We start from the raw sequence: 25,569 nt of genomic DNA, 5'->3' as shown, positions 1-25,569 counted from the left end.
TTAGTGGCAGGGAAAGCCAGTTGCGTGACGCACGTCATGTGCGGCGTCATGCAGGGCAGATGCCTGTACGTGTCCGGTCAGGGTCACAATACCCAAGCCCAGAACAACAGCGAACAGTGCTGGTGCGAAACCAAAGCCTGCTGCAGATGCCTTAAGTGTCTTCGTCGTCATATTCTATCCTCCAAAGCCGTCGCACCCGACGGCTGGTGTTACAGTTTTTGCTTGGCAGGTCTCCTGGCTCACGGGTCGATGCCTCTGTCCGCCTTCCCCATGGAACCCCATGAGTGGCTGATTGGACAGACGCTCGCCGCTTACAGTCGCGGGGGCGGCTTGGGCATTGTCCGTTTTCACGGTCGCACCCAATTCCCTCTTAGCATCCAGATTGCTCCAGCAGGACCAAGCCATTCCATCTAACCGTGATCGGTGCGGTGACGCAATCACGATTCGCGACACTTCAGGTCAGTTTGCGCGCTTTTTGAGCAAATAGATGTCCATGATCCAGCCATGATCCGCCCGCGCGGTGGCGCGCGTGTCCAAAATACTCTGTGCAACGTCATCCAAAGGGCCTTGGATGAGAATCTGTTCCTTCATGCCGACGTAAGCGCCCCACCAAATGTGATAAGCGCCCATAGGAAGATGTTGAAACGAACACTCCCCATCCAGCATGACCGCAACCTTTTCAACACCCGCTGGCCAGCCTTCATCGCGGATCCGGCGTCCGGTCGTGACGACATAAGGCGCACCAATATCGTTGATCGGTATCGCGTGGGCAGCAGTCAGCGCTTGCAAGGCAGTGATACCGGGAATGACCCGAATTTTCGGAGCAGGCGCAAGCCGGGATGCAATGCGCAGGGAGCTGTCATAAAGAGATGGATCACCCCAGATCAGCAAGGCTACTTGTTGTACTCCGGCATGCGCTGCGATTGTGTCTTGCCACCGCAATGCAATTGCGTCGTGCCAGTCGTCTACACCCCTTAAATACCCATCTTCCGACTTGCGCTCGGGGATATCAAAATAGGCAATTTGTACAGGCGTGTCAGACACTTGTTCGATGATTTGTTCGCGAATGCCAGCAAGGTCCGCTTTGTTGTTTCCCTTGCGCGGAATCAGGATTAAATCCGCGTCACGGATTGCCTGTGCCCCCTGAAAAGTCACGTGATCCGGGTTCCCAGTGCCGATGCCGATCAGGTTCAATTCAAACATCGTTAAATTCCGCCAAAGGACCGTACAGAATCAAAGCAGGTGCCGAGCCAATTTCAGACTCCAAGCGTTTGGCCAATGCGCCCATCGTGGTCCGATGCAGGGCTTGAGTTGGCGTGGAAACCGCCTCTGCCAACATCGCGGGTGTCTCCAGCGGCAGTCCATGAGCGTGCAGTGCATTTACCAGCAATGGAAAAGTGCGTTTGCCCATGAACACCACGGTTGTCGCTTGCGAATCCGCCAAGGCAGTCAGGTTCAAATCGTCGGGCAACTCACCACTGACATCATGGCCGGTCACAAACTGAACCCGACGGGCTGTCAGGCGCCGGGTCAATGGAATGCCTGCTGCCGCAGCAGCTGCAACTGCGGATGGAATTCCCGGAATGATCTCATATTCAATACCCGCCGCCTGCAACGCGACCAGCTCTTCTTCCAATCGGCCAAACATGCCCCCGTCACCGGATTTAAGCCGCACAACATGGGCACCGGTTTCGGCGTAATCCACCAATAAACGACTCACGTGATCTTGCTTGGGCGAGGGGCGTCCGGCACGTTTGCCAACCCCCACCATATCCGCGTCGGGGTGGGCGTGGGTTAGGATAGGACCGCTGCTAAGATCGTCAAACAGGACTGCATCTGCCTTGCCCAACCGATCAACGGCTTTCAACGTCAACAATTCAGGATCACCGGGGCCTGATCCGATGAACGAGACAAATCCGGTCATGCCTCGGCCTCTGCGATCAGGTGGAAAAATGTGCCGGTGACATGGCCTCTGACAGACCCGGTTTGTGGGCCTTCGGCACCTTCAGCGTCAAAGACGCGAGCCAATGGCGGATCGGGCTGTTCCAGGATCGAAGAATAGTGAAATTCATGACCCCGCAAAGCGGCACCAACGGAAAATCCGGGCATTGGCGCGATCAATTCGGCCTTGCGATAACCCAGATTAAATTTGCGCTTTTCATAAGAGGTGACCAAGCCCAACAGACCTGCCATCCGATGCCGGGTGCCGTCCTTGTCAACCAACCCTTCACCCAATGCCATATACCCCCCACATTCGCCGTGTACGGGTTTGGTTTCGGCATGTGTGCGTAACCCGGTCAGGAATGTTTCAGCGGCCGCCAAGGTTCCTGCATGAAGCTCTGGATAGCCACCGGGCAACCAAACCAGATCGGCATCTGCGTCTGGGGCCTCATCAGCTAACGGCGAAAACGGCAGGATTTCGGCCCCGGCGTCGCGCCACCCCTTAAGCAAATGCGGATAGGTGAAAGAGAACGCAGCATCGCGCGCCAAAGCGATCCGTTGCGCGGGTGGGCGCGGCAGCGCGACCGACGATGGCCCAACCGGGCCTGAGGCCGCCGCCGCCTTGATCGCATCCAAATCAACGTGGTCACGCAGGAACGTCGCATAACCTGCAATGGCCGCCTCCAGATCGGGGTGTTCGACAGCTTGGATCAAACCCAAATGCCGTTCAGGCAGAGCCAGATCGCCACGGCGGGGCAGCACACCCAACACAGGCAGGCCAGCGCGTTCCATGCCCAAGCGGGTCAGACGTTCGTGGCGCGGACTGGCGCAGCGGTTCAGGATCACACCGGCAAACGGCAGGTCTGGGTTGTACATTCGAAACCCGAGCGCGGTCGCGGCGGCTGATTGGGCTTGCCCACCAACGTCCAGAACCAGAACAACCGGCCATCCCATGCGCAGAGCAGTTTCAGCGCTGGTGCCATGGCCCACTGCGCCGGGTTTAGCGACCCCGTCAAACAGCCCCATGGACCCTTCGGCCACAACGATGTCTGCGCCAGCGGCCTGCGCAGAAATCGCGTTCAGCAAGTCCTCGCCCATCGCCCAGCTGTCAATGTTGAACGACGGCCGTTTGGCTGCCGCCAGATGGAACGCAGGGTCAATGTAATCCGGGCCGCTTTTGAATGGCTGCACGGCCATCCCATCTTCGGCCAAAGCCCGCAACAGGCCCAGCATCACGGTTGTTTTTCCCGTCCCCGAGGACGGCGCTGAAATCAATACTCCGGGAGGGTTAGTCATCGCCATGGCTCCAGCTCGACCAAGGGCTCTCGGCGCTTTGCGGGCGATACCGACGGTCATAATCTTTTGAATATAAACAGCTCTCGGTGAACCCTTCGCCTGCCAAGGCAGGACCAACAAGGATCAACGCGGTGCGCGAGATACTTTCGTCAAGTGAGTCTTTCAATGTCTCCAATGTGGCCCGGATGATCTGTTCATCTGGCCAGCTGGCACGATAGACCACGGCTACCGGGCAGTCCGCGCCATACGCAGGGGTCAAATCTGCAATCACTGTGTCCAGATTGCCAATCGACAGGTGGATCGCCAGTGTCGCACCCGTCGCCGCAAAATTGCTGAGGGTTTCGCCCTCGGGCATAGATGACGCGCGCCCCGGGGTTCGGGTCAGGACGACGGATTGGGCCAACCCGGGCAGGGTCAGCTCGGTGCCCAATGCGGCTGCGGCTGCAGCGAACGACGGCACGCCGGGTGTGACGCTGACCGCAATGCCTTCAGCTTTGAGCCGACGGATCTGTTCGCCCATCGCAGACCAGACCGACAGATCGCCGGAATGCAGGCGCGCAATGTCTTGGCCAGCGGCATCAGCGACTTTGATCTCGGCCACGATTGCGTCCAAATCCATAGCTGCTGTGTTGATGATTTTCGCATCATCGGGGCAATGGCTCAGGATTTCATCAGGAACCAAAGATCCAGCATACAAGCACACGGGACACGCCGCGATGATATCACGCCCACGCAGGGTCAAAAGATCGGCGGCACCGGGTCCGGCACCAATGAAATGAACAGTCATGAAGGGGCTCCAATTGCGACCGCACAAGTGGCAAGGCGGTCGGTCGAGATGTGTCTGGGGGAAAGCAGCCGCGCGCCAGATCCCGCGGCCGCAAGGGCCGCAGCTTCGGCGACGCTGCCGGTGCCATATGTGGCACGGCTACGCGGAGAGCAGGTGAGGGTGCGCTGCCCTGAAAGGTCGTCAGCAGCAATAAGATGGAGTGGCAAGTTCACGGAGTGCGCAAAATCGGATAGCGCAGGATGCCCGTCTTTGTCGGCAACAGTCGCTAAATCGGTTACGACATGGTTCGCGCTGGCCAGATCATAGGCCGCTCGCAGGCTGTCAGCGCTGGCGGTTGAGGAAAACCCTAGACCCGCAACAATCATAGCATCACGCTCCACTGCACCACCGGATAGGCGGATTTCCAGCCGCGCCGTAGACCCAAGGGGGCAGATTGCGCCAGTTCGATCCGCAACAAGTCCCCGCCAAGTTTCCCGTGCCACAAAGCCAGCGCCGCCTCACTTTCCAAGGTGACCGCGTTGGCGACCAAGCGTGTCCCGGCCGGAAGCGTTTCGTGCAACCAACCCATCAGGCTTTCACTGAAACCGCCGCCGATGAAAACAACATCGGGGGGCGTAAGCCCAACCAACGCATCCGGTGCCAGCCCGTGTACGATTTCTAAACGATCCTGCCCAAACGCATCAGCATTCCGGCGAATGCGTTCGGCGCGATCTGCACGAGGCTCGATAGTGGTGGCCGTCACACTGGGATGGCTCATCAGCCATTCGATGCCGATAGAGCCGGTGCCACCGCCAATATCCCACAGATGCTCGCCCTGTTGCGGGGCCAAGGCCGACAGGGTCAGCGCACGGATGGGCCGTTTGGTGATCTGCCCGTCCGTTTCAAACAAAGTGTCCGGTATGCCACTGGCCTTGGGGATGCTTGCCCCGGATCCATCGAGGTCCAACCCAACGCAAACCGGATGGGCGATGTCATCAAATCCAAGGGCTTGCGCTGTCCCCTGTCGCATGCGTTCACGTGGCCCACCGAGGGCCTCCATCACATTCAGTGTCGTGTCGCCAAATCCCAACGCCGTCAGCCATTCCGCCAGATCAAGCACCGCATCGCCATCACGCAGCAACACAATCGCCCGGACACCGCGCGCCAGATGGGGCCGCAAGCGCGCCAAGGGGGCTGCGTGTAATCCCATCGTCAGGGTTTGCTCCAACGGCCAGGCCAGACGTGCCGCCGCCAACGAAAAGGTCGATGGACCAGGCAGGGCGGTCCATTCTTCGAGCGCCAGATTGCGCGCAATCACAGACCCCGCGCCAAACCAAAACGGATCGCCTGACGCCAATACAACGGTTTTCTTCCCCCGCAGATCCAGCAGTTTCTCGAACCCATCCACATAGGGAACAGGCCATTCTATCCGGTCCTGTGGTCCGTGCGGAACCAAAGACAGATGCCGGGGCGGGGCCATGATGACCTCTGCGTCGTCCAGCACTTGACGGCTTGCGGGGGACAGGCCATCCAGTCCATCTTCGCCCAACCCAATTACGGTCAGCCACGGAGCGTTACCCATGTCCCATCTCCTGATTCTTGGCGGCACCACCGAAGCCAACGCCTTGGCCAAAGCTGTGTGCGAACAGGGGGTGAATGCCACTTATTCTTACGCGGGACGTGTGGAAAGCCCGCGCCCGCAACCCTTGCCGACGCGGGTCGGTGGGTTTGGTGGGGCCGATGGGCTGACGCGCTACATCACGGAAAACGCGGTGACCCACGTCGTTGATGCGACCCATCCCTTTGCCGCGCAAATGAGCCAGAACGCCGCCAAGGCGTGCGCCCAGACGGGAATTGCGCTCGCCGCGCTGACCCGTCCCGCATGGCAAAGCAGCGCTGGCGATAACTGGCATCATGTGGCGGATATTTCGGCTGCGGTTACGGCGTTGCAGGGCGCGACCCAGCGGGTGTTCCTTGCTGTTGGCCGCATGCATCTGCAAGACTTTGCCGCGCAGCCCCAGCATGACTATCTGCTGCGGTTGGTTGATGAACCCGACAGTGTCCCGATGCCCAAGGCCCAGATCGTTGTCGCGCGCGGCCCGTTCACGCTGGACGACGATATCACCCTGATGCAGGCGCATAAAACCGAACTGGTCGTGTCCAAGAATGCGGGTGGCACAGGGGCGCGCGCCAAGTTGGACGCCGCGCGCCATCTTGGGCTGCCCGTGCTGATGATTGACAGACCCGTTGTCCCGCAAAGGACCGAGCTGGCAACCACCACGCAAGTCTTGGACTGGCTGGCTCATTCTTGAGCCTGATCTTTGGCGATGAACCGAGGGGTGTAGAGGATCGGATCGCCTTTGCGTTCGATCACCCGGGTCAGCGACGAGCCGACAATAACCATCGTGCGCATGTCCGCCATCTCTGGCGTTGCTTCGGATAGGGGCGAAATGCGCAAGGCTTCTTCATCCGTGGACACGGCACGGGCAAACAGGATCAACCGCTCTGGCTCACACTCTTCGCGCAAGATTTCTAACACGCGCTCAAACTTACCGGGACGGGATTTGGCGCGGGGATTGTAAAACGCCATGGCAAAATCAGCCTGCGCCGCAAGACGCAGACGTTTTTCGATGATCTCCCAAGGCTTTAGGTTATCGCTCAGATTGATGGTGCAGAAATCATGTCCCAACGGTGCACCTGCACGGGCAGCGGCGGCCAGCATGGCGGTGATGCCGGGCAAAACGTCAATCTGCAACTCGCGCCATTCAGCGGGGCCATTGTCCACGGCCTCGAAAACCGCCGATGCCATCGCAAATACACCGGGATCACCTGACGAGACGACAACGACGCGTTTGCCTTCGCTGGCCATTTGCAGCGCGTGCTGGGACCGATCGATTTCAACCCGGTTGTCGCTGGCATGCAGTGTCAATCCGGGGCGTTCGGCAATCCGGGCCACATAGGGAATATAGCCAACAATATCGGTGGCTTGGCTCAGGGCCTCGGTTACCTCAGGGGTGACCAGTGCCTCTTTTCCCGGGCCAAGGCCCGCGATTTTGACCCAGCCGCTCATGGTCGCCGACCTTGTCCGTGCACAATGATGATCGAGAAATAGGGCGTGACGCCGTCCGCCGCTTCGGACAGCTTTGTCACTGTCTGGTTTGGCATTTGCGCAAACTCAACGATCCACGCGCGATCAAACAAACCGGCGGCCGTCAGCGCGCGTTTGACCTTGTCGATATTGCGCCCGATCTTCATCACCACCAATGCGTCGGTGTCCGACATGCGCCGGGTAAGCTCCTCTTCGGAGAGCGTGCCAACCAATACAGTAAGAACATCATCGCCCCATGTGATCGGATCGCCAGTGGCGGTCCATGCACCGGACATGCCTGTGATCGCTGGCACGACGTCGACGGGAGCGTGATCCTTTAGACGCGTGTAGAGGTGCATGAAAGAGCCGTAAAAGAACGGATCACCTTCACACAGAACAACCACATCCTCGCCCTGATCAGACAGTTCTTTCAATCGCACGGTGCAATCGACGTAAAACGCGGCGAGCACTTCGTTGTAGCGCGGATCTGTCAGAGGTATTTCGGTCGTAACTGGGTATTCCATCGGGAATTCGATGACGTTTTCCGGCAACATCCCATCGACAATGCGACGCGCCTGACCCGATTTCCCGGCTTTACGAAAATACGCGACGTGGCGTGCGTTGCGCAGCAGGCGGTCAGACTTGACGCTCATCAATTCTGGATTGCCAGGGCCAAGGCCCAGACCGTATATGGTTCCGCTGCTCATTCCGCACGGCTCGCGATGGCGTTGATCGCAGCAACGGTGATGGCCGAACCGCCCAAACGACCTTGAACGATGACCGAGGGAACTGGCTGTGCTTCCCACAAGGCATCTTTGGATTCGACGGCACCGACAAACCCAACAGGGCAGCCTATGATTGCGGCGGGGCGCGGGCAGCCGGGGTCTTCTAGCATGTTCAGCAGGTGGAACAGGGCGGTGGGCGCGTTGCCGATGGCCACGACAGCGCCTTCCAGTTTGTCGCGCCACAATTCCAGCGCCGCAGCAGACCGCGTGTTGGACATCTTTTCCGCCAAAGGACGCACGCGCTCATCATGCAGGGTGCAGATCACTTCGTTGTCCGCGGGCAGCCGAAACCGTGTCACGCCTTCTGAGACCATACGCGCATCGCAAAAGATCGGCGCACCGTTTTCCATCGCCGTCCGTGCGGATGGTACGAAATTGGGGGAAAAGTGTACGAATTCTTCGAGGCCGACCATTCCGGCCGCGTGGATCATGCGAACGGCAACTTGCTCTTCGTCGGCGTCAAAGCGGGCTAGATTTGCTTCGGACCGGATTGTCGCAAAGCTCTGTTTATAGATAGCCGCGCCGTTGGTTTCATATTCATAGGGCATCAGGTCAGATCCATGCTCAATAATGTTTCGGGACTTAGGCCACGTTGGCAGGGCTCATCTCCTGCGCGGCCATGTTTTACAAGATCAAATCGTCCCGCATGCCCCACAAGGGTCACATCAGCGGGCAATTGTCGGGCGCAGCCTTTGACACATCCAGACACGTGCAGGCTGCCAGAGGTTTTGCTGGCAAGAGCGCTAGCAATTTCGCGGGTTGCGACTTGGGCCTGCGGGCAGAAAGGCGCACCGGGGCAGGCGTCGGTTGTCAGTAGCGGATCGTTTGGTGCAGTCACAAACGCGTCGGTTTCAATTGAGGTACCACCTTCGAGCAGGATCAGGCGCCAAGGGGTGACACGCAATGCGGCCGCGCCGCTTTGCTGGATAAGGTCGCTGAGCGCCTGTGCGGGCAATGCCCCAAAGGGTGCGCCGTACACTGGGCCTAGCTTCGTCATGCCGGGGGACATCTGGGCCTCGGGGGGATTGGGGGCAGTGCCTTGCCAAATGTTTGGCAGAGTAATGTTGCGCACCAAAGGAGCCATGCGCCGGGCATCTTGGGTGTGATTTTGGGCAAACCAATGGGTCAGCTCGATCAGCGTATCGATTGCCTCGGCTTGGCTTACTAAGCGTCCGGTGTCTGTTCCGTCAGCCCGCAAGATCAGTCCATCATCAGATCGTTCCAAGCGGATGTCTGCTGAATAATCGGTCATCACAGGCGCGGGCCCAGTATCCACCGCGAACCCAAATTTAGCTGGAATATCGGGCAGCTCTGCCAACCGATCAGTCAGTTCTGATACCAGTTGGACGGTCAAATCCCCTTGGTCGTATAGCGGAGAGACCAGAATGTTGCGTTTGCGTTCGATCCCGGGTTCTCGATCCAACAGATCAAGCGCAGCCAAGCCGGCCAACATTGGTTGATGATCTGCCTCTGAAACACCGCGCACCTGCAGATTGGCGCGGTTTGTCAGATCAATTGTTCCGTTGCCATAGGTCTGGGCCACCTTGCACAGGCCAAGGATCTGATCCGCAGTTAGGCGCGCCACGCGCGGACGTACTCGGACAACCAATCCATCGCCCGACATCATCGGTCTATGCGCGCTGGGGCACCAGCCACGGACCAGTGGCGCGCTCACAACAGCCCCTCCATCTCGGCCCGCAGGGAATTGCGGCGTGTGTCCCACAAACCGGCCTCGTACAGGGCGCGGAATTTGTCCTGCATTGCCTCTAGTGCTTGCGGGTTGGCGTTTTTCAGAAACGCTTCGACCTCTGGATCGCCAAGGGTGGCATCGTGGTAAAGATCGAACAAATGCGGGGCAACAGTGCCGGACAGATGCGCGAACGAGGCCATGTGGTCCAACGTTGCGGCGATTTCGGCAGCCCCTCGGAACCCATGGCGTTGCATGCCACCGATCCACGCCGGGTTGGCGGCGCGGGCACGGACAACGCGCGCAATTTCCTCGGGCAAGGTCCGGGCGCGGGGGGTGTCAGGGTTGGTGTTGTCCAAGTGATAAAGCTGGGCTTTGCCGCCGGTTGCTTTCTTGGCGGCGGCAAATCCAGCCTCGTGCGTGGCATAATCGTTTGCCAACAAAAGGTCAGTTTCACTCAAGTCTTGCAGGTGTACAAAGCTGTCGGCCTTGGCGACACGATCGGTGATACCATCCAGATCTTGGGCGATATGCTCGCCTTCGAGGGCAAAGGAACTGGCGTTTAGCCAAGCTTGCCCTGCGGCGACGCGCGCCTCTTCGGTGAATGTTTCACTGAGTTCCCCCATGCCTACGCCATAGCTGCCTGGTGCAGGCCCGTAGACGCGAGCGGCAGGGGATTGTCCGGCATAGGGGTTCCAATCTGCGGCTTCGTCACGGGCGCACAGCGCGCGTACGGCGCGACCATAGAGGGCCGACAAGGTCGGGAATACATCGCGGAACAGGCCCGACACACGCAGGGTTACATCCAAACGGGGGCGATCCAAATCCGTGATCGGCAACACCTCGATACCCGAAACACGTTCTGAACCTTTGTCCCAGACGGGTTTGACCCCTAGCAAATGCAAGGCCATCGCGAATTCTTCGCCAGCGGTGCGCATGGTTGCAGACCCCCAGAGATCAACAATCAAGCCCTTGGGGTAATCGCCTTCTTCCTGAAGGTGGCGGCGCACCAGTTCTTCGGCCAATTTGACACCTTGGGTATAGGCGGCGCGTGTAGGGACGGATCGTGGGTCGGTTGTGAACAGATTGCGCCCGGTTGGCAGCACGTCGCTGCGCCCCCGATATGGGGAGCCCGAGGGGCCAGCCTCGATCCGCTTTCCGGCAAGGGCATTCAATAAACCAGTGCGTTCGGCATCTGCCGACGGGGTGGGGTCAAAGTTGCCAACAACCTCGGGAACGCGGCCATAAATGTGCAGGCCATCGCCGAACTGGCTTTCCTTGATGTCACAGACAAACCGGTCGATGCGAGTCAGTGCCTCAGCCAATGACGTAGCGCTGTCCAATCCCAGATCCTGCTCCAAGCCAATGGCTTGGGCTTCGCTTCGGATATCGGCTTGCAGGCGGTCACGCCTCTTGGGATCCAGACCATCCGCGTTTGAGAATTCGTCTAACAGTGTTTCGAGCCGCACCATCTTGTCGGGTGTTCCGCTTTCGCGCAGGGCCGGTGGAATATGTCCCAAGGTCACGGCACCAATGCGGCGTTTGGCTTGCGCGGCCTCGCCGGGGTCATTGACGATAAAGGGATAGATAACGGGCAAATCACCAACCAAAGCTTCGGGCCAGCAATCGTTTGACAACGCAACCGACTTTCCGGGAAGCCATTCCAAGGTGCCATGTGCCCCCATGTGGATCAGGGCATCTGCGTGCTGCTCATGCCGGAGCCAAAGGTAAAACGCGACGTATCCATGACGGGGCGTGCGCGACAGGTCGTGATATTCATCCTCGCGCAATTTTGGCGTGCCGCGTTCGGGTTGCAGTGCCACGATGGCTTTGCCACGTAGGGTCGCGTTGAAGTGGAATGCCTCTTGCGAAAACGCAGGATCATTCTGAAAATCACCCCATGCATCATGCAAATTTTGGCGTAACTGTGGTGGCAATGTGGCAAGAGCTTGGCTGTACTCTGCTGCGGGCCATGAAATGGTCTTATTTTGCAGTTCTTCGTGGAGCGCGCTATCTGCGTGGGTTTTGTACCCATTTTCTTGCAGGTCTGTCAGGGCAGCTTCGGCTGATGCCAAGGCATCCAAACCCACCGCGTGGGCCATCTGCCAGTCTTTGCCGGGGTAGGTCGAAAGGACCAGCACTGGGGTGATCTCGGCTTTAGGTTTGATGCCAATTCGTATCCAGCCGGACACCCGGTTCACAACCGTTTCAATGCGTTCCTGTTCAGGGCGGTGCGCAAAGCGAGAATATTCCAGCTGGGGATCGCGTTTACCGGGTTCCTTGAACGAAACGATACCAGCAGTGATGCGGCCGTCCACTTCGGGTAAAACCACGTGCATGGCCAGATCTGCCGGGGACAGGCCGCGTTCCGCTTCGGCCCAGGCTTTGCGGCGTGACGTGGCGAGCGCGACCTGAAATACAGGGACTCCAGCCGCATCTAGCGGAGATGTTCCCTTGGCCCCTTTGCCAGAAAACGCGGTGGCATTGACGATCGCCGCAGGGGACAGAGCAACGACCTGCTCGGCCAGCCATTTGGCTGAATTGGGTGCTTTGAGTGAGGGAGCAAACAGGCCGACCGCCTCATACCCGCGGGCGCGAAAGGCACGAATGACGGCGGCAATTGGCGCGGTATCCGCAGCAGTTAAATAGGCCCGGTAAAAGCTGACCAACACACGGGGTTTGTCGCCCTGAAATGCAGTTTCGGGGGCAATCACACCCCGATCCGGGCACCAGGCACCGCATTCAGGCAGGGATTTAGACCCCATCACCGGCTTGGCATAAAGCCCGGTCGCAAGCGCCATTTGCGCCAGTGCAGCCTGTGCCGCGACTTCGCCGCCCGTGTCGCACAAATGCGCCAGGCGTCGCAGGGTCGAGACGGGCAGGGTTGAATAGTCATCCAGACGAGTGTCTTCGCGCCCATCCGCTGGCAAAACCGCCAACGCCAACCCTTTGGATTGGGCGAGGCTGAGGACCTGTTGCAACCCATAAGACCAATAGGGCACCCCGCCGATTAGACGGATTAGGATGCCTTTGGCCCCCTCTAGCGTCTGTTCCACATAGGTGTCGACAGATAGGGGGTGCTTGAGCGCGGTCAGATTGGCCAGCCGCAAGGTGGGCATGTGCCCATCTGGTCCACCACCGCGATGCCAGCCCGCCGCAAAAGCGCCAAGGTCGCTGTCTGAATAAGACAGCACCACCAGATCCGCCGGGCTTTGACCCAGATCGGTTGGGGTTTCAGATTCTTCTAACCCGTGGCTTTCGCGAAAGACGACATGCATTGGTGGTTCAGCCCTTACTCGGCAGGTTCAGTGACACCGGCGAGGATATCGCGGATCTTGGCTTCTTGGATGTCATCATGTTCTGCGATGACCACGACGCGGCCCAGACGGTTTTCCTCGGGTTTCCACGGGCGGTCGAACTGATGACGGACGCGGGCGCCAACGGCTTGAACCAGCAGGCGCATGGGTTTGCCAGCAACCGCAGCATAGCCTTTGACGCGCAGGATGTTCAGCTCGTTTGCCAGACGTTCGATGCGCGAAACCAGTTCGAGCGGGTCAGCCAGTTCAGGCAGATCAACAACGGTGGATTCAAAATCGTCATGCTCGTGATCGTGGTGACCGTCGTGGTGGCTGGGGCGCGCATCCATGTCGTCTTCGGCGGCGGCCTCAAGACCCAGAACAACACGGACGTCCACCACGCCTTCGGCAACTTCGACCACCGGCAGTGGGCGGGGGGCCTCGGCGGCGATGATTTCTTTGGCTTTGGCGATGCCTTCGGGGCCAGCCAGATCGGGCTTGGTCAGCAGGATGATGTCCGCGCAAGAGATCTGATCCTCGAACACTTCGCTCAAGGGGGTTTCGTGATCGATGGAGTCATCTGCCAGACGCTGCGCATCGACGGCGGCCACGTTGGGGGCAAAGCGGCCCGCGGCCACAGCTTCGGCATCTGCCAGAGCAATCACGCCATCTACGGTGATCTTGGAGCGGATATCGGGCCAGTCAAAGGCCTTGAGCAACGGCTTGGGCAGCGCGAGGCCTGAGGTTTCGATCAGGATGTGCTCGGGGCGCGGGTCCAGCGCCATCAGTGCCTCGATGGTGGGGATGAAATCGTCGGCCACGGTGCAGCAGATGCAGCCATTTGCCAATTCCAGGATGTTTTCCGCTGGGCAGTCAGGGATAGCGCAGGATTTCAGGATCTCACCATCCACACCCACATCGCCAAATTCGTTGACGATCACAGCAAGGCGTTTGCCTTGTGGGTTCTGCATAAGGTGGCGGACAAGCGTTGTTTTGCCCGACCCAAGAAAGCCGGTGATGACGGTAACGGGAAGTTTTGACAGATCAGACATATTCAGGCTCCAAGCGGGGGAATGCGGGCGGCGCAGTTTTTGCGGAAATGGACAGGGCGTTCGCGCCAAGGAACGATGCCGTTCGCTGTGGCGTGATATTTTGTGGCCCCTTCGACGATGACATCGATATCGTCGGTTTCGTTCAGGTTTTCGTAGACAAAAGTCCAGCGTTCAGGACCGCCGCGCAGCACGACAGAGCACCCCTGATCACAGTTGGATAGGCATTCGACAGCTTTCAGCTGAACGCCGTCGGGCAATTCGGCCTCGGCCAATGCCGCATGCAGCAGGGCACCTGGGCGCTGGTTGTCGTCCTCAATTGGCAAGCCGCGTCGGCAGGTGGTACAAACCAGCAATTCCACTGGTGCTTGATCGGTCACGTCTCTCATCCCCCTACGGGTTGGGGAACGGGGTATGCGCGGGCCATAAGCCCGTCACCGGAACACCCCGTCCGGTTTAGTCTTCGGATGTTGGCAGGTCTCCCGGCTTGCGGATGTCAGAAGGGGCTCCTTCTGTCGGGTGTCCCGCCTTCCCGGCCTGATGGCCAGTGGCTTGGGCTCCCTCTCCGGTCACGGTCGCGGGGGCGGCTGTGTTTCACAAGAGGGCTCTTGCTGACACATTCCCTTTTCATCTGTATTCACAGACACCAACGGTTGGGACATGCGGCATGGGCACTGGCCTTGTCAAGCATGGGGCGACATGGTTCACAGGCCAAGGCAGAAAAGCGACCCGACGCGATCATCCAACGGCATTTGTACTAACCCGGTCGCGCAACCAAGCGGTAAACACCTGTGCCGAAGCAGGACGTGCGGCAGTGTCATCGGGGTAGATCAGGTAATGAGACTGTCCAAAGGGAATCGCCGGCCCGGCAATTTGCAATGGCAGACCCTGAGAAATGGCGTTCTGAGCAAAACGGTTTAGGATCGTGGCATATCCTGCGCCACCCATGACCATTTGCAGGGCAGCCACCGTGGTGTCGACCGAATGGAGCGGGGGGCTGTCTTGCGGAGCTAGGGCGTGTGCCTCGAAGTAGCGTGCCCAATTGTCCTCGTACCCAAGGATGTGGATCAGGGGGGCAGTCCGCAGTTGGTTCAGAGTGGGGAGGGGGCAGTCAGCCCGGCAAACCGGAACGATGGTTTCATCACATAGCTTTTCGACCCGCACACCGGGCCAATCGCCATACCCAAGGCGGATTTCGACATCAACGTCCTCGGGTCCTGTGCTGTCCGCCCAGATGTTGGATACCAATCGCACGGGAATATCGGGGTAGGCGGCTGAAAAAGCGGGGAGTTCCGCGGCGATCCAATAGGTGGCCGAGGAAATCGCCGCCCGAATGGTTAGTGTTTGCCGGGTTGCGGGTCCAAACAGAGCATTGGTGCTGAGTGTGATATCAGCAAGCGCCCGCCGAACTGTCAGCGCATAGGATTGCCCCAATTCTGTCAGGGTCAGGCGTCGGGCCGCACGGGTGAACAGTTTTGCCCCCAGATCCGCCTCGAGAGAGCGGATATGCAGGGACACAGCGGTTTGGGTCAGGCCCAGTTCGCGGCCCGTTTCGGTGAAATTCAAATGTCGGGCGGCAGCTTCGAAGCTGCGCAACCAAATCGGATTGGGGAGGTTTTCCATATATCACCAAAAATATTTGGGCATTGCTGCATTTATTATTCGTTTCTCTTGGGGGTTGTCACGCGAAATACTCACCCTCAGAATCGTATATGCGGGCATGCGTCCGTCAGGGAGGAGAGAACATGAAAGTTGGTTTTATCGGTCTGGGCAATGTCGGGCATAAACTGTCAGGATCATTGCTGCGCAATGGCGTGGATCTGACTGTCTATGACCTGAACCCGGATTTGGTACAGGCGTTTGTGGAAAAGGGTGCCAAGGCGGGGGAAAGTCCGGCCCAACTGATGCGGGATTGTGACGCGGTCATTACCTGCCTGCCGTCACCTGCGGCATCGGATGCTGTGATGCAGGAAATGTTGCCCGAGGTGACGACGGGCAAGATCTGGATGGAGATGTCCACCACGGATGAAGCCGAAGCCAAGCGTCTTGGCGCGATGGTGATCGAGCGTGGCGGTGCGGCTGTGGATTGTCCGGTTTCTGGTGGATGTCATCGTGCGGATACGGGCAACATCGCAATTTTCGCGGGCTGTGATCGTGCCACGTTTGAGCGCATCCTGCCGTTTCTGACCACAATGGGGCGTCGCATTCTGCACACGGGTGAATTGGGATCAGCTTCGGTTCTGAAGGTGCTGACCAACTATCTGGCCACCGTGCATCTGGTCGCCAACGCCGAAGCACTGGTTACGGCTGCTGCTGCGGGAATGAATCTGAACACCACTTATGAGGCGATCAAGATCAGTTCGGGCAATTCGTTTTCTCACGTCACGGAAAGTCAGGTTATTCTGAACGGGTCACGCGATATTTCGTTCACCATGGACCTGGTGAAAAAGGATGTGGGCCTGTTTCAGGAAATTGCTGAGCGGTCCAATGTCCCGCTTGAGGTCAGCCCGTTGATCGTCAAGATTTTCGAGGATGGCATTGCCCGGTACGGGGATCGCGAACTGTCGCCAAACATTATTCGTCGTCTCGAAGATGCAACGGGTCAGTCCATTCTGGCCCCCGGTTTCCCACCCGAAATGCTGGATGACGAGCCGGAAGAGCCCGGTTACGAGGTCATTCCGCAGGGCAAAGAGCTAAAGGCCGCTGAGTAATCAAAGCCCGAGCTTTTCACGGCAAAGCGCCCGGATCGCCTCAAGCGTTGATGTGTATTCGGGTGTGTTTTCAGCGGCATAGTGGAAGTTCTTGACCAAGCCAGTCAGCTGGGTGAAGACCTGTCTTGATTCGGATTTATCCGCAAAATCGGCCTGTGATGTCACCACGTCATACATCATCTGGAATGTGAGGATTTGGCGTGGCATTGGCACGGTGGCGTCAACGACGTCAAATGCATCCTGCTGTAGATAAATCATATCCACAAACAGCGCTTTTTGCTGGGTCACGAAATCTTCGATTGTGACACCTTCTTCGCCGGTGACTTGCATCATCTGGGTGATTTGCTCGCCGCGATCCAACAGGGCAAGAAGTTCGCGCACCTTGGCGGTCCAGCCGCGCTGGGCGTTTTCTTCGTACCAATCGGACAGTTGATCAAGATAGCGGGACCAGCTGAGCAACGGATCCACGGCGGGATAGAACCGTTTGTAGGCCCGTTCCGACGATAGCCCGAGAAAGCATTTCACCGTCGATAGTGTCGATTGCGTCACCGGTTCGTCAAAGTTGCCCCCGGCGGGAGAGACCGTTCCAATCATCGTCAGGCTGCCGGTGTCGCCGTCATTGGTTTTGATCACGCCAGAGCGCTCGTAGAGCCCCTTGATCGAGCTTTCGAGATAGGCGGGAAACCCTTCTTCGCCGGGGATTTCTTCGAGCTTGCCAGAGGTTTCGCGCATCGCTTGCGCCCAACGGGAGGTGCTGTCGGCGATCAACAAGACATTCAGGCCCATCTGGCGGTAATACTCGCCCAGAGTGATGCCGGTAAAGATCGATGCCTCGCGTGCGGCGACGGGCATCGACGAGGTGTTACAGATGATAATGGTGCGATCCATCAGGCTGCCGCCCGAGGTGGGATCGGTCATGTTTGGGAACTCGTTGATCGTTTCGACCACCTCGCCCGCGCGTTCGCCGCAGGCCACGACGACAACCACATCTACCTGTGCATTGCGCGCGATCAGGTTCTGCAAGACGGTTTTGCCAGCGCCAAAGGGACCGGGGATGCAGGCGGTACCGCCGCGCGCGATGGGAAAGAAGGTGTCAATCAGGCGTTGCGAGGTCAGGACAGGTTCTGTTGGGTACAGGCGCTGCGAAAGGTTTCGTTTCAGGATTCCTTCGGATAGCGGGCGACGTACGGGCCATTTCTGGATCAAGGATACTGTATGTTCCGCCCCAGCCTCATCCGCCAACCTGACGACGGTATCCTGCAGGTGCGCCGCGCCTGATTGCACCCAAATCACCGTATAGGTACCGGTCCAGTTAAAGGGGACCATAATTTTGTGATTGAAACGACCCTCTGGTACCGTGCCGAGGGTGTCGCCCGCAACGACTGTGTCACCGATCTTGGCGATGGGCGTGAATGACCATTTCTTTTCTGTATCCAAAGCCGGGACATCAGCGCCACGGGGCAGAAAGGTGCCAAAGGTTTCTGCGACTTTGGGCAGGGGCGATTGCAGGCCATCAAATACTTGTCCCAACAGACCCGGGCCCAATTCGACAGACAGCAGTAAGCCGGTTTGCTCCACCGGATCACCAACGGCAACCCCAACGGTGCTCTCGTAGACTTGCACATCCGCCTCGTCGCCGCGCACGCGCAGGACTTCGGCTTTGAGCCTTTCTTGCCGCCCGTCCGGCCCGATCAGCGAGGGCAGGATATAAACAACCTCGTTCTTGACCAACTGGCCGGGGGTTCCTTGTGCATCTGGCAAGGTTTGGATTTTCAGCAGATCCTCTTGGACCGCAACGACACGCGCAGTTGCTGTATGAGCGATCGGGGTAGGGGCAGTCATGGATGAGTTCCCTCAAGATTGATGTCACCAAAGGCGGCCATTGCTTGCTGTGCCAACACTTCAAATCGCTCGGCAGCAGCTTCGGCGTTGCTGTGGGCCCAGCGGTCAAAAATGTTCCAGGTCAGCACATAGATAGCGACCGCTTCGAAATCGAAATGATGCCGCGCACCGTATCGTTTCAATTGGCGGTGACTGGTGTCGAGTAGGTGGCGTTCCAATCCCAAGGGGTCGTTTTGTTCCAAGAGGTGACGCGCCTCATTCAACCAAGGCAGCGGCGCATCTAATCCAAATGTTGGCTCGGACCAATGGGCCGGGATATGGCGAGTCCAGCGGCCAAATCCAAAGGGGGCTATTGGCGCTGGTTCCCCCCGATGACGTAAACGCAGGGCAGCGACGGCGCTGCGCAGTTCCATTCGGTCCAGAAACAGGCGGCGCAGAGTTGAGTGTGGGATAAGGGGGAGCGTTTGTTTGGCGCGATCTACAGCTTGGGCTTCGGTGATCTCGATGTCGTATTCCTGCCAACTTAGCACGTGTTCGAGAAGGTGGAGGACCTTGGCATCTTCCGGAGACAGGGCCCGCAATCGCTTGTTCAAGCGCAACCGTGACAGAGGGGGTAATCGGTCAACGAACAAGCGTTCGGACCGAGGCAGGCTGCACATAAGCGCTGTATAGCTGTCCTGAGTGCTCATTTTAGCGGATCACACCCTCAAGCACGGCACGGAAGCGAGGTTGTAGATGTTCCATCAGCAAGGAGGCAACGGCGCGGTCTGTAAGATCTAACACAACGCCTTGGTCTTCGGCGCGGACCCGAATGCCATGGTCGATATCATCGGTCGCATGTAATGTGACATCATGGCGGAGCATCTCTGCCGTCAGGCCCAGAACGTATTTGGTCAAGGCTCCAGATTGGAGCGCGTCAGCGTCTTGTCGAATGTCATCTGGGGTTGCGACCTTGGCTGGCAATATAACCCCGGTTTTCCCAGATAGGTTTGACTGCGCTGCGGTTGCGCCAACGATCTCGAGGATCATCTGTTTTAACAGATCAGGGTTCGTCATTTCCTTGGACACAAGGCGCTGCACGTCTTGGGCAAACTGCTCGGTCAGACCCGCCTTCATGGTGAGAACTGCGTCGCGCATAGCTGTGTCCAATGCCTGTTCGCCCGCAGCGCGATAGGTTTCGGCCTCGGATCGGGCGGTTTTAGCCAATGCATCGGCTTCGCGTTTTGCGTCTTCGACGATCTGGGCTGCTTCGGCCTTGGCTTCGGCCCGCATGCGATCTGCATCCGCCTGTCCGGCGGCAACACCATCGTTACGCAATTTGTCGATCAGGGCATCAACACCCTGTGAAATCATGCCCTCTTGTTTCATCAGCTAATCCCCGCACTGATCACCAATGCAAAAACAAAGGCAAAGACGCCGAACCCTTCGATGATGGCGGCCGGAGCCAGTGCCAATCCAAAAATCTCGGGCTTTTCTTTCGCTGCATTGATGGCACTGGCGCAGGCACGGCCCTGTGAAATACCACAATAGAGCAGCGCGATTCCCGCCAAGATACCAATGCCAAACAGCCCGCCGGCGTTTTCTGGTGTGACATCACGGTTGAGGGTGAACATGATGACTATGCCATAAATCACAAAGGTCGACGGAAACGCCGAGATGCCGACAAATCGGCCATAGCCGCTGTCGACTTCGGTCATTGCACCGATGCTGGCCTGACCTGCGATCGAACAGCCAATGGCGCTGGCAACAGTGCCCAGGGCCATCGGTGCGTAAATCCCCAGCCATCCCAGGGCGAGTACCAATTCATTCATTCCTGAACCTCCTTGCGGGCAAACTTGCGAAAGGCGACGCCTTCCTCTGGCAAACCCCATTTGTAGAATTCGATGTAATTCAGTCGTAGCCCGTGAACGACGCCGCTCATCAACGCGAGGGCAAAGTTTAGGGCGTGGCCAATCAGCAAAATGAGGACCCCGAGCAAGATGCCAAGGCCGGGCAGGGCCTCCATCACCGTCAGGGCCAGATCGTTGAACGTTACGGCAAGTGATGCTGAGGCCAACCCAAGCGCAAACAGGCGCATATAGCTGAGCACATCGCCAAAGGCCCCCATGGCACCGGCAAGTGCTTGCCCCCCATCCAGTAAACGCCAGAGCCAATCAATGGAGTGCTGAACGGGGCGGTCGCTGGAAAAGAAGAAGATGGTCAAGAGACCCAGTCCCATGAGGCCCCCCCCGATCACTGGGGTGAAGTCGCGCATACTGGCCAGCCATAACAGTAACCCACCAGCCAAGGCCGCGATCCAGCCAAGGTTTGCGATGGCTTTGCGATGCCCCCAGTTCGCATGCGCGGCAAGGGCATTGGCAAGCACCAAATGGGCGACCCCAATCAGGATCGACAAAAGCATCATGGCGCTGAAGTTATTGAGATCCAGAATTTGCAGGGCTGACAAGCCCGGCGGCAGGGTTCCGAAATAACTGCCGACCGCAACTCCGTAAGCAATTGTGGCTGCGGAAATGATCAGGCCGACACGGCGCCAAGATCGTGTTTGCGCTGTTCGTCCAAGCGGAGCCCAAGCTGCAAGCAGTCCACCCAAAATGACAAAGCCATAGCCCGCGTCCGCGACGATCATCGCAAAGAACATTGCGAATGAGCCGATCAGCAACAGCGTTGGGTCCCACCCGTTGTAATTGGGAACCTGATAGAACATTGCCAGATCAACGCCAGCGCTGCGGTCTTGGGGTTGCTCCAGCAAGGTCGGAGGCAGTTCATCGGGCGCGGGGTCTTCGATCAGCAGAGCAAAGTCTTGGGTTCTTTCCCGGATCGCATCCAATTGATCCTCTGGCACCCAGCCTTGAACGGCGAACAGTTCATCCTGTGTGAGCACCTGCTGTTCGGCATGGGCCAGTTCAGATTGCGTTTCGGCGACAGCTAGGTTGCGCCGCATCAAAGTCAGGTATCGAGTTTGCGCGATCCGCTCCGCCTCGAACCCTTCGAGCGCGATTTCCGCCTCTTCCAGCTGCTCCTCCAACTCATGGATTGGGAGGGAGCCGGTGTGGGTGCGGGGCGCGGGCAGGATGTCATCAGCGGGTTCGTCTGGGGCAATAAGCACGACGTAGAGCGAACGATGATCTTGATGCAGGATGGCCCAAGGCATGGGCAGATCATCCAAAGTTTTGCGGTGTTTTACCGGCAAGCGATAGAACCAGAAATGGTTGCCAGCCAATTCTTCTTTGGGGGGGAATTCCAAATCCCCCCAAGGGCGCACCTGATCAATGCGATGGGCTAGAAAATCGCGCCGATCCCCCATGTCCCGAATGCGTTGCATCAGGTTAAGACCCTGTTCCACCGCCGAGGTCATGTCGAAATCCGGGTCGCGGTGCACTTGGCGGCGCGGTTTTGGAACGTCACCCAAGAAACGCAGGACCTTATAGGCATCCTTGGCCCCGGATTCATTGATCTTTTCTGGGGCGTCGGGTAAGGGCGCAAGGGCCAATATGTGCATGCAACCCAAGTCTTGCAGGGTTTCTAACGCCGCGTGTTTTTGACCCAGCGGACCAAGTAGCGTTAGTTTTTTCAACCGGGCAATGCTCATCTCAGCCTCTCCTGTGCGCGCTTGCGTTTAGAGATCTTTGAGCGCACCACCGCCTGCATTTGTTCATCGCTCAGAAAAATGCGGATTTTCTTGATATTGGCCTTGGCACGCGGGATGAGGACTTTTTCAAACAGGTTCACGCGCTGCGTTACAGTGTCCACTGCCTTGTCGAAAATGCGCACGCGCTGCTGCGCGACCGAGACTTTTAGCCGGGCTTCGATCATATCGTGCAGCAGTTGGGCGACAGCATCGACCCATTGCGGCTTGGCCATAGGGGAATAAGGGCGAACGGCGACCACCATCCGGTCAAGCTCTGGCAGTTTGACACCGACCACGTTCACTTCTTTGACGTGGTAATCTTGCAGTGTGACCAACCCATCTAAATCAACCCCGTCTTGGGCCAGCATAGGGACGCGTTTGCCCACCGATTGCGCCAGTTCGTTGACCTGCGCCGTCAATGTCGCAACATCCGCGCGCGCCTTGGCGCGTTCGGCCATCAGCTGCTGACGTTTGAGATCCAACGATGGCAGGAACCGCTCATAGCTGCGCAGCTGGGTCGTTTCGTGCGCCAGTGCGCTTTTATTGAGCTGCAACCGTGCCATGGGCCACCTTTGGGAAGTATTTGTCGACCAAGGCTTGCTTCATCAACAATTGCTCGGGTTGGAAACACTCGGCCAGGGTTTGCCACCCCAGATCCAACGCATCCTCCAACGCGATTGAAACGTTAATATCCATGAACCGGCTTCGGAACAGATCGCCGAACTTTAAGAGCTGATAGTCGTAATCAGACAGATCAAAAGCCATGGCTTGTTTTTGCGCTGCATCCCGGGATTCAGAATAGAACCGGACCATGGTGTTCATGATTTGGCCGTGATCTTCGCGTGTTTCTTTGCCAATCACGTTCTGTTTGAGGCGAGACAGGCTGCCGAACGGGTCGATCACGCCAGAGTGCAGGTAAAGCTGTCCTTCTGTTATGTAGCCGGTGTTATCGGGCACAGGGTGGGTCACGTCGTTGCCGGGCATCGTGGTGACCGTCAATATCGTGATCGAGCCGCCTTGGGCAAAATCACACGCCTTTTCATAACGTCGTGCCAATTGCGAATAGAGATCCCCCATATACCCACGATTGGATGGCACACGTTCCTGACTGATGCCGACCTCTTTCATGGCGTCGGCGTAAGAGGTCATGTCGGTCATCAGGACAAGAACGCGTTTGCCTTCTTCGACGGCAAATTTTTCAGCTACAGCCAGCGCCATATCGGGCACCAGCAGGCGTTCAACCAGTGGATCCAGCGCTTTGTTGACGAACATAACGGTGCGCGAAAAGACACCGGCGTCCTCAAAGGATTTCCGAAAGGTATAGAAATCATCAAAGATCAGCCCAAGGCCACCAAAGATCACTACATCTGCGTCGGCCTGAATGCCGATGCGCGACAGAAATGCGTTAAAGGGTTCGCCGGAAACCGAAAATACGGGGATTTTTTGGCTTTCAACCAAAGTGTTGAACACGTCAATCATCGGCACATTGGTGCGGATCATCTTTTTGGGGACGGTTCGTTTCGCCGGATTGACCGAAGGCCCCCCGATTGTCAGGCGCGGTTCGGCGGACAAGTCTGGACCGCCATCGATTGGAACACCGGCACCGTCGAAAACACGCCCCAAGATGTTTTCAGAATAGGGAACCTGCATGGGATGTCCAAGAAAGGTTGCGGATGCGCCGGTTGAAATGCCTTTGGTCCCGGAAAACACTTGCAGCGTGACCACATCGCGGTCGATGAAAATAACCTGCGCCAGAGATTTGTGTCCATCCACTGTTTCAATGACGGCCAAGTCCCCAAATCTCACGTGGGTTTCAGTCTCGGATTTCTGTGGAACTTTAACTTTGAGTGTATCGCCAACGATTTCGAGTATGCGTGTATACCTGAGTAAGCTCTGAGACATAACAATTCCTCGTGGCCCGACAAAATCAACTAAATTGTAGCTACGGGCAGGGTGTCACGACTTTGTGACACACACAGGAACGTTACACTTCAATTGTCTTGGTGCAACTGCGTTCCAAGGGGTTAGTCCATTTTCCGCCGACTTAAATATTGGTAACCTGTTGGCGCGTGGGCTTAAAATGACCTCCAGATCTACGAGTGTAAGTTCTGGCAGATTAAGCAGCGGTTATTTGGGGAAATGGCCGCGGTCAAATTTGGTGCCCAAATCAGGCGAGGCGTCACGTGAGATGACCTTTCGCGAGGTTGCTGGGGCAATGGACTGGTACTTTTGGCATTGATGGGTATCTTAAAGGGGTAGCGAGTATTGAAACGCCGAAAGCAAGGATTGTGGACCCATGTTAACCAGACGCCATTTTATCATTTCTACAGCGGCATTGTTTTCGGCTCCTTTGCCGACCTCTGCTTGGGCAGGGCCGACGTCCAATCAATCCAAGTGGTCCGCATGGGATGCTCAGGTGACGCCTGCCGGATATGACCCGGCAACATCAAACCCGTGGGGTCTGCATCGGCGATTTCTGCCGCAACGGGTTGAGGCGAACGCTGGTCTGACGCCCGGGGATATTCATGTCGATGCTGTTGCGCGATATCTTTATCATGTTCGGGGCGATGGCACTGCAATGCGTTATGGCGTGGCGATTGCGCGGGGCAATTTATACGAGCCGGGCACCTACACGATCCGTCGCAAGGCCAAGTGGCCCACATGGACACCGACGGCTGCGATGATCGAACGTGATCCGGGTGCCTATGCGAAACATGCTGATGGTATGAATGGTGGACCCACAAATCCCTTAGGGTCACGGGCTTTGTATTTGTTTGATGGCAACCGTGACACCTATTTGCGCATTCATGGATCGCCCAATCCACAGTCTATTGGCGGGCGCGCCAGCTCCGGTTGTGTTCGCATGGTTATGCCGCATATCAACGGGCTGTACGACTACGTCTCAACCGGTGCGACCGCTTATCTTTATGCGCCAGAGGGCAGCAGCACCGCCTAAGGCGACCTAGGACGTACGGCGCAGGTCGGTGAAATGCCGACCTTTATGCTGGTTCGGGCGCGCGTGAACAGATGGGTTGCCCGCTTTTGGATCTGAGCGGCAGGAACGTCGTTTCCACAGGGCCGGCATGGCGATACACATAGCAGCCGTCCACCGGATCAATTTGCACGGATTTCAGATCCTGATGCGGGGCGGCGATCTCAATCACACCTTCTGGCAATGTCCCAATATATTGGCCAGATGCGCTGCTGCCGCCAGTTTCATATTGTTCGCAAGACGCCAGCACTTGAGCTGTGCCAACCAATAACCAAGCCAATTTTTTCATAAAGTGCTCTCTCCGCGATTTTGTTGGAGAATGGGTGATTTTGTGCTCGATAACCAGCGTTTTCATACTGCTATAAGAATGATTTCCCCGCAACTTTGGCCAAGCTTGGTCCTTTTCTGGTCTGAGCAACACGTCCAAATTTAGACAAACCTATTGATCTGGCCGTGAACCACTGAGATGAGGGCGCTTGATTCCATCC

26 protein-coding genes and 2 riboswitches are annotated in these 25,569 nt (G+C 57.7%); of the genes, 3 read left to right on the top strand and 23 right to left on the bottom strand.

The features are described 5' to 3' along the window. From ABWV33_RS15060 to cbiE, 7 genes are all read right to left on the bottom strand, one after another. Window positions 1–171: a CbtB domain-containing protein gene (locus tag ABWV33_RS15060; RefSeq protein WP_113825933.1), complete on the bottom strand. Its 171-nt coding sequence runs from the start codon at window positions 169–171 to the stop codon at window positions 1–3. 36 nt (window positions 172–207) lie between these two features. After that, window positions 208–416: riboswitch (cobalamin riboswitch) on the bottom strand. A 43-nt stretch (window positions 417–459) separates the two neighbouring features. After that, entirely contained in the window at window positions 460–1,203 is a 744-nt protein-coding gene (cobF, locus tag ABWV33_RS15055) for a precorrin-6A synthase (deacetylating) (protein WP_353331897.1), read from the bottom strand. Then, window positions 1,196–1,924: a uroporphyrinogen-III C-methyltransferase gene (gene cobA / locus ABWV33_RS15050; RefSeq protein ID WP_353331895.1), complete on the bottom strand. Its 729-nt coding sequence runs from the start codon at window positions 1,922–1,924 to the stop codon at window positions 1,196–1,198. Before cobA ends, cobF begins: the two co-directional genes overlap by 8 nt. Next, complete coding sequence (locus ABWV33_RS15045) at window positions 1,921–3,243, bottom strand: cobyrinic acid a,c-diamide synthase CobB (RefSeq protein ID WP_353331893.1); 1,323 nt, start codon at window positions 3,241–3,243, stop codon at window positions 1,921–1,923. The genes cobA and ABWV33_RS15045 overlap by 4 nt, the downstream gene beginning before the upstream one ends. Continuing rightward, a complete protein-coding gene (cobM, locus tag ABWV33_RS15040; protein ID WP_353331891.1) occupies window positions 3,230–4,024 on the bottom strand; it encodes a precorrin-4 C(11)-methyltransferase in 795 nt (264 codons plus the stop codon). Before cobM ends, ABWV33_RS15045 begins: the two co-directional genes overlap by 14 nt. Then, entirely contained in the window at window positions 4,021–4,389 is a 369-nt protein-coding gene (locus ABWV33_RS15035) for a cobalamin biosynthesis protein (protein WP_353331889.1), read from the bottom strand. Before ABWV33_RS15035 ends, cobM begins: the two co-directional genes overlap by 4 nt. Continuing rightward, window positions 4,386–5,585: a precorrin-6y C5,15-methyltransferase (decarboxylating) subunit CbiE gene (cbiE, locus tag ABWV33_RS15030; RefSeq protein ID WP_353331887.1), complete on the bottom strand. Its 1,200-nt coding sequence runs from the start codon at window positions 5,583–5,585 to the stop codon at window positions 4,386–4,388. The genes ABWV33_RS15035 and cbiE overlap by 4 nt, the downstream gene beginning before the upstream one ends. Here cbiE and ABWV33_RS15025 point away from each other — a divergent pair. After that, window positions 5,584–6,315, top strand: a complete 732-nt coding sequence (locus ABWV33_RS15025; RefSeq protein WP_353331885.1) for a cobalt-precorrin-6A reductase — start codon at window positions 5,584–5,586, stop codon at window positions 6,313–6,315. The genes cbiE and ABWV33_RS15025 overlap by 2 nt on opposite strands. On the opposite strand, the gene cobJ is transcribed toward ABWV33_RS15025, so the two are convergent. The 8 genes from cobJ to ABWV33_RS14985 all read right to left on the bottom strand — a co-directional run bounded on the left by cobJ (window position 6,306) and on the right by ABWV33_RS14985 (window position 15,531). Then, window positions 6,306–7,073 (bottom strand): precorrin-3B C(17)-methyltransferase, encoded by a 768-nt coding sequence (gene cobJ / locus ABWV33_RS15020; protein WP_113825941.1) that lies wholly within the window; start codon window positions 7,071–7,073, stop codon window positions 6,306–6,308. The two genes, ABWV33_RS15025 and cobJ, sit on opposite strands and share 10 nt — an antisense overlap. Then, window positions 7,070–7,798, bottom strand: coding sequence for a precorrin-2 C(20)-methyltransferase (locus ABWV33_RS15015; RefSeq protein ID WP_113825942.1), 729 nt, complete (start codon window positions 7,796–7,798; stop codon window positions 7,070–7,072). The genes cobJ and ABWV33_RS15015 overlap by 4 nt, the downstream gene beginning before the upstream one ends. Further along, window positions 7,795–8,424, bottom strand: coding sequence for a precorrin-8X methylmutase (locus ABWV33_RS15010; protein ID WP_353331883.1), 630 nt, complete (start codon window positions 8,422–8,424; stop codon window positions 7,795–7,797). Before ABWV33_RS15010 ends, ABWV33_RS15015 begins: the two co-directional genes overlap by 4 nt. Further along, a complete protein-coding gene (gene cobG, locus ABWV33_RS15005; RefSeq protein ID WP_353331881.1) occupies window positions 8,424–9,551 on the bottom strand; it encodes a precorrin-3B synthase in 1,128 nt (375 codons plus the stop codon). Before cobG ends, ABWV33_RS15010 begins: the two co-directional genes overlap by 1 nt. After that, window positions 9,548–12,841, bottom strand: a complete 3,294-nt coding sequence (gene cobN, locus ABWV33_RS15000; RefSeq protein WP_353331879.1) for a cobaltochelatase subunit CobN — start codon at window positions 12,839–12,841, stop codon at window positions 9,548–9,550. The genes cobG and cobN overlap by 4 nt, the downstream gene beginning before the upstream one ends. Before the next feature lie 14 nt (window positions 12,842–12,855). Further along, complete coding sequence (gene cobW, locus ABWV33_RS14995) at window positions 12,856–13,911, bottom strand: cobalamin biosynthesis protein CobW (RefSeq protein WP_353331877.1); 1,056 nt, start codon at window positions 13,909–13,911, stop codon at window positions 12,856–12,858. A 2-nt stretch (window positions 13,912–13,913) separates the two neighbouring features. After that, entirely contained in the window at window positions 13,914–14,297 is a 384-nt protein-coding gene (locus ABWV33_RS14990) for a DUF1636 family protein (RefSeq protein WP_353331875.1), read from the bottom strand. Between the two features lie 66 nt (window positions 14,298–14,363). Further along, window positions 14,364–14,574: riboswitch (cobalamin riboswitch) on the bottom strand. Window positions 14,575–14,646: 72 nt separating this feature from the next. After that, window positions 14,647–15,531, bottom strand: coding sequence for a LysR substrate-binding domain-containing protein (locus ABWV33_RS14985; protein ID WP_353331873.1), 885 nt, complete (start codon window positions 15,529–15,531; stop codon window positions 14,647–14,649). Between the two features lie 122 nt (window positions 15,532–15,653). Between ABWV33_RS14985 and ABWV33_RS14980 the strand changes: the two genes are divergently transcribed. Beyond that, the gene (locus tag ABWV33_RS14980) at window positions 15,654–16,619 is read left to right on the top strand and encodes an NAD(P)-dependent oxidoreductase (RefSeq protein WP_353331871.1); all 966 of its coding nucleotides are present in this window, start codon (window positions 15,654–15,656) and stop codon (window positions 16,617–16,619) included. On the opposite strand, the gene ABWV33_RS14975 is transcribed toward ABWV33_RS14980, so the two are convergent. Genes ABWV33_RS14975 through ABWV33_RS14945 form a run of 7 tightly spaced genes read right to left on the bottom strand, consistent with a single transcriptional unit; the run spans window position 16,620 to window position 23,991 of the window. Beyond that, on the bottom strand, window positions 16,620–18,461 hold the full coding sequence (locus ABWV33_RS14975) for a V-type ATP synthase subunit A (protein WP_353331869.1): 1,842 nt from the start codon (window positions 18,459–18,461) through the stop codon (window positions 16,620–16,622). After that, entirely contained in the window at window positions 18,458–19,150 is a 693-nt protein-coding gene (locus tag ABWV33_RS14970) for a hypothetical protein (protein ID WP_353331867.1), read from the bottom strand. The genes ABWV33_RS14975 and ABWV33_RS14970 overlap by 4 nt, the downstream gene beginning before the upstream one ends. A gap of 1 nt (window position 19,151) precedes the next feature. Further along, window positions 19,152–19,829, bottom strand: coding sequence for a hypothetical protein (locus ABWV33_RS14965; RefSeq protein ID WP_353331865.1), 678 nt, complete (start codon window positions 19,827–19,829; stop codon window positions 19,152–19,154). Further along, window positions 19,829–20,272, bottom strand: coding sequence for an ATP synthase subunit C (locus ABWV33_RS14960; protein ID WP_113825952.1), 444 nt, complete (start codon window positions 20,270–20,272; stop codon window positions 19,829–19,831). Before ABWV33_RS14960 ends, ABWV33_RS14965 begins: the two co-directional genes overlap by 1 nt. After that, a complete protein-coding gene (locus ABWV33_RS14955; protein WP_353331863.1) occupies window positions 20,269–22,050 on the bottom strand; it encodes a V-type ATP synthase subunit I in 1,782 nt (593 codons plus the stop codon). The genes ABWV33_RS14960 and ABWV33_RS14955 overlap by 4 nt, the downstream gene beginning before the upstream one ends. Further along, on the bottom strand, window positions 22,047–22,652 hold the full coding sequence (locus tag ABWV33_RS14950) for a V-type ATP synthase subunit D (protein WP_113825954.1): 606 nt from the start codon (window positions 22,650–22,652) through the stop codon (window positions 22,047–22,049). The genes ABWV33_RS14955 and ABWV33_RS14950 overlap by 4 nt, the downstream gene beginning before the upstream one ends. Further along, on the bottom strand, window positions 22,630–23,991 hold the full coding sequence (locus ABWV33_RS14945) for a V-type ATP synthase subunit B (RefSeq protein WP_353331861.1): 1,362 nt from the start codon (window positions 23,989–23,991) through the stop codon (window positions 22,630–22,632). Before ABWV33_RS14945 ends, ABWV33_RS14950 begins: the two co-directional genes overlap by 23 nt. A gap of 394 nt (window positions 23,992–24,385) precedes the next feature. Here ABWV33_RS14945 and ABWV33_RS14940 point away from each other — a divergent pair, with 394 nt between their 5' ends. Next, entirely contained in the window at window positions 24,386–25,045 is a 660-nt protein-coding gene (locus ABWV33_RS14940; RefSeq protein ID WP_113825956.1) for a L,D-transpeptidase, read from the top strand. 43 nt (window positions 25,046–25,088) lie between these two features. On the opposite strand, the gene ABWV33_RS14935 is transcribed toward ABWV33_RS14940, so the two are convergent. Then, window positions 25,089–25,370 (bottom strand): hypothetical protein, encoded by a 282-nt coding sequence (locus ABWV33_RS14935; RefSeq protein WP_113825957.1) that lies wholly within the window; start codon window positions 25,368–25,370, stop codon window positions 25,089–25,091. Window positions 25,371–25,569 lie beyond the last annotated feature (199 nt).

Origin of the sequence: Phaeobacter sp. NW0010-22 (assembly GCF_040365955.1) — a bacterium.
In the GTDB taxonomy this organism is placed as follows: Bacteria; Pseudomonadota; Alphaproteobacteria; order Rhodobacterales; family Rhodobacteraceae; genus OMPR01.
Note: the sequence above shows the minus strand (reverse complement) of the source record. Positions and strands in the feature narration are given on the sequence as shown.

Coding starts and splice junctions, on each gene's coding strand:
- ABWV33_RS15015 (WP_113825942.1), bottom strand. CDS start 7,798: ATGAGCAGCGGAACCATATACGGTCTGGGCCTTGGCCCTGGCAATCCA.
- ABWV33_RS14980 (WP_353331871.1), top strand. CDS start 15,654: ATGAAAGTTGGTTTTATCGGTCTGGGCAATGTCGGGCATAAACTGTCA.
- ABWV33_RS14955 (WP_353331863.1), bottom strand. CDS start 22,050: ATGAGCATTGCCCGGTTGAAAAAACTAACGCTACTTGGTCCGCTGGGT.
- cobA (WP_353331895.1), bottom strand. CDS start 1,924: ATGACCGGATTTGTCTCGTTCATCGGATCAGGCCCCGGTGATCCTGAA.
- cobM (WP_353331891.1), bottom strand. CDS start 4,024: ATGACTGTTCATTTCATTGGTGCCGGACCCGGTGCCGCCGATCTTTTG.
- ABWV33_RS14975 (WP_353331869.1), bottom strand. CDS start 18,461: ATGACTGCCCCTACCCCGATCGCTCATACAGCAACTGCGCGTGTCGTT.
- cobF (WP_353331897.1), bottom strand. CDS start 1,203: ATGTTTGAATTGAACCTGATCGGCATCGGCACTGGGAACCCGGATCAC.
- ABWV33_RS15025 (WP_353331885.1), top strand. CDS start 5,584: ATGTCCCATCTCCTGATTCTTGGCGGCACCACCGAAGCCAACGCCTTG.
- ABWV33_RS14960 (WP_113825952.1), bottom strand. CDS start 20,272: ATGAATGAATTGGTACTCGCCCTGGGATGGCTGGGGATTTACGCACCG.
- ABWV33_RS14985 (WP_353331873.1), bottom strand. CDS start 15,531: ATGGAAAACCTCCCCAATCCGATTTGGTTGCGCAGCTTCGAAGCTGCC.
- cobW (WP_353331877.1), bottom strand. CDS start 13,911: ATGTCTGATCTGTCAAAACTTCCCGTTACCGTCATCACCGGCTTTCTT.
- ABWV33_RS14950 (WP_113825954.1), bottom strand. CDS start 22,652: ATGGCACGGTTGCAGCTCAATAAAAGCGCACTGGCGCACGAAACGACC.
- ABWV33_RS15060 (WP_113825933.1), bottom strand. CDS start 171: ATGACGACGAAGACACTTAAGGCATCTGCAGCAGGCTTTGGTTTCGCA.
- ABWV33_RS15035 (WP_353331889.1), bottom strand. CDS start 4,389: ATGATTGTTGCGGGTCTAGGGTTTTCCTCAACCGCCAGCGCTGACAGC.
- ABWV33_RS15010 (WP_353331883.1), bottom strand. CDS start 8,424: ATGCCCTATGAATATGAAACCAACGGCGCGGCTATCTATAAACAGAGC.
- ABWV33_RS14935 (WP_113825957.1), bottom strand. CDS start 25,370: ATGAAAAAATTGGCTTGGTTATTGGTTGGCACAGCTCAAGTGCTGGCG.
- ABWV33_RS14940 (WP_113825956.1), top strand. CDS start 24,386: ATGTTAACCAGACGCCATTTTATCATTTCTACAGCGGCATTGTTTTCG.
- cbiE (WP_353331887.1), bottom strand. CDS start 5,585: ATGGGTAACGCTCCGTGGCTGACCGTAATTGGGTTGGGCGAAGATGGA.
- ABWV33_RS14990 (WP_353331875.1), bottom strand. CDS start 14,297: ATGAGAGACGTGACCGATCAAGCACCAGTGGAATTGCTGGTTTGTACC.
- ABWV33_RS14965 (WP_353331865.1), bottom strand. CDS start 19,829: ATGAAACAAGAGGGCATGATTTCACAGGGTGTTGATGCCCTGATCGAC.
- cobN (WP_353331879.1), bottom strand. CDS start 12,841: ATGCATGTCGTCTTTCGCGAAAGCCACGGGTTAGAAGAATCTGAAACC.
- ABWV33_RS15045 (WP_353331893.1), bottom strand. CDS start 3,243: ATGGCGATGACTAACCCTCCCGGAGTATTGATTTCAGCGCCGTCCTCG.
- cobJ (WP_113825941.1), bottom strand. CDS start 7,073: ATGAGCGGCTGGGTCAAAATCGCGGGCCTTGGCCCGGGAAAAGAGGCA.
- ABWV33_RS14945 (WP_353331861.1), bottom strand. CDS start 23,991: ATGTCTCAGAGCTTACTCAGGTATACACGCATACTCGAAATCGTTGGC.
- ABWV33_RS14970 (WP_353331867.1), bottom strand. CDS start 19,150: ATGAGCACTCAGGACAGCTATACAGCGCTTATGTGCAGCCTGCCTCGG.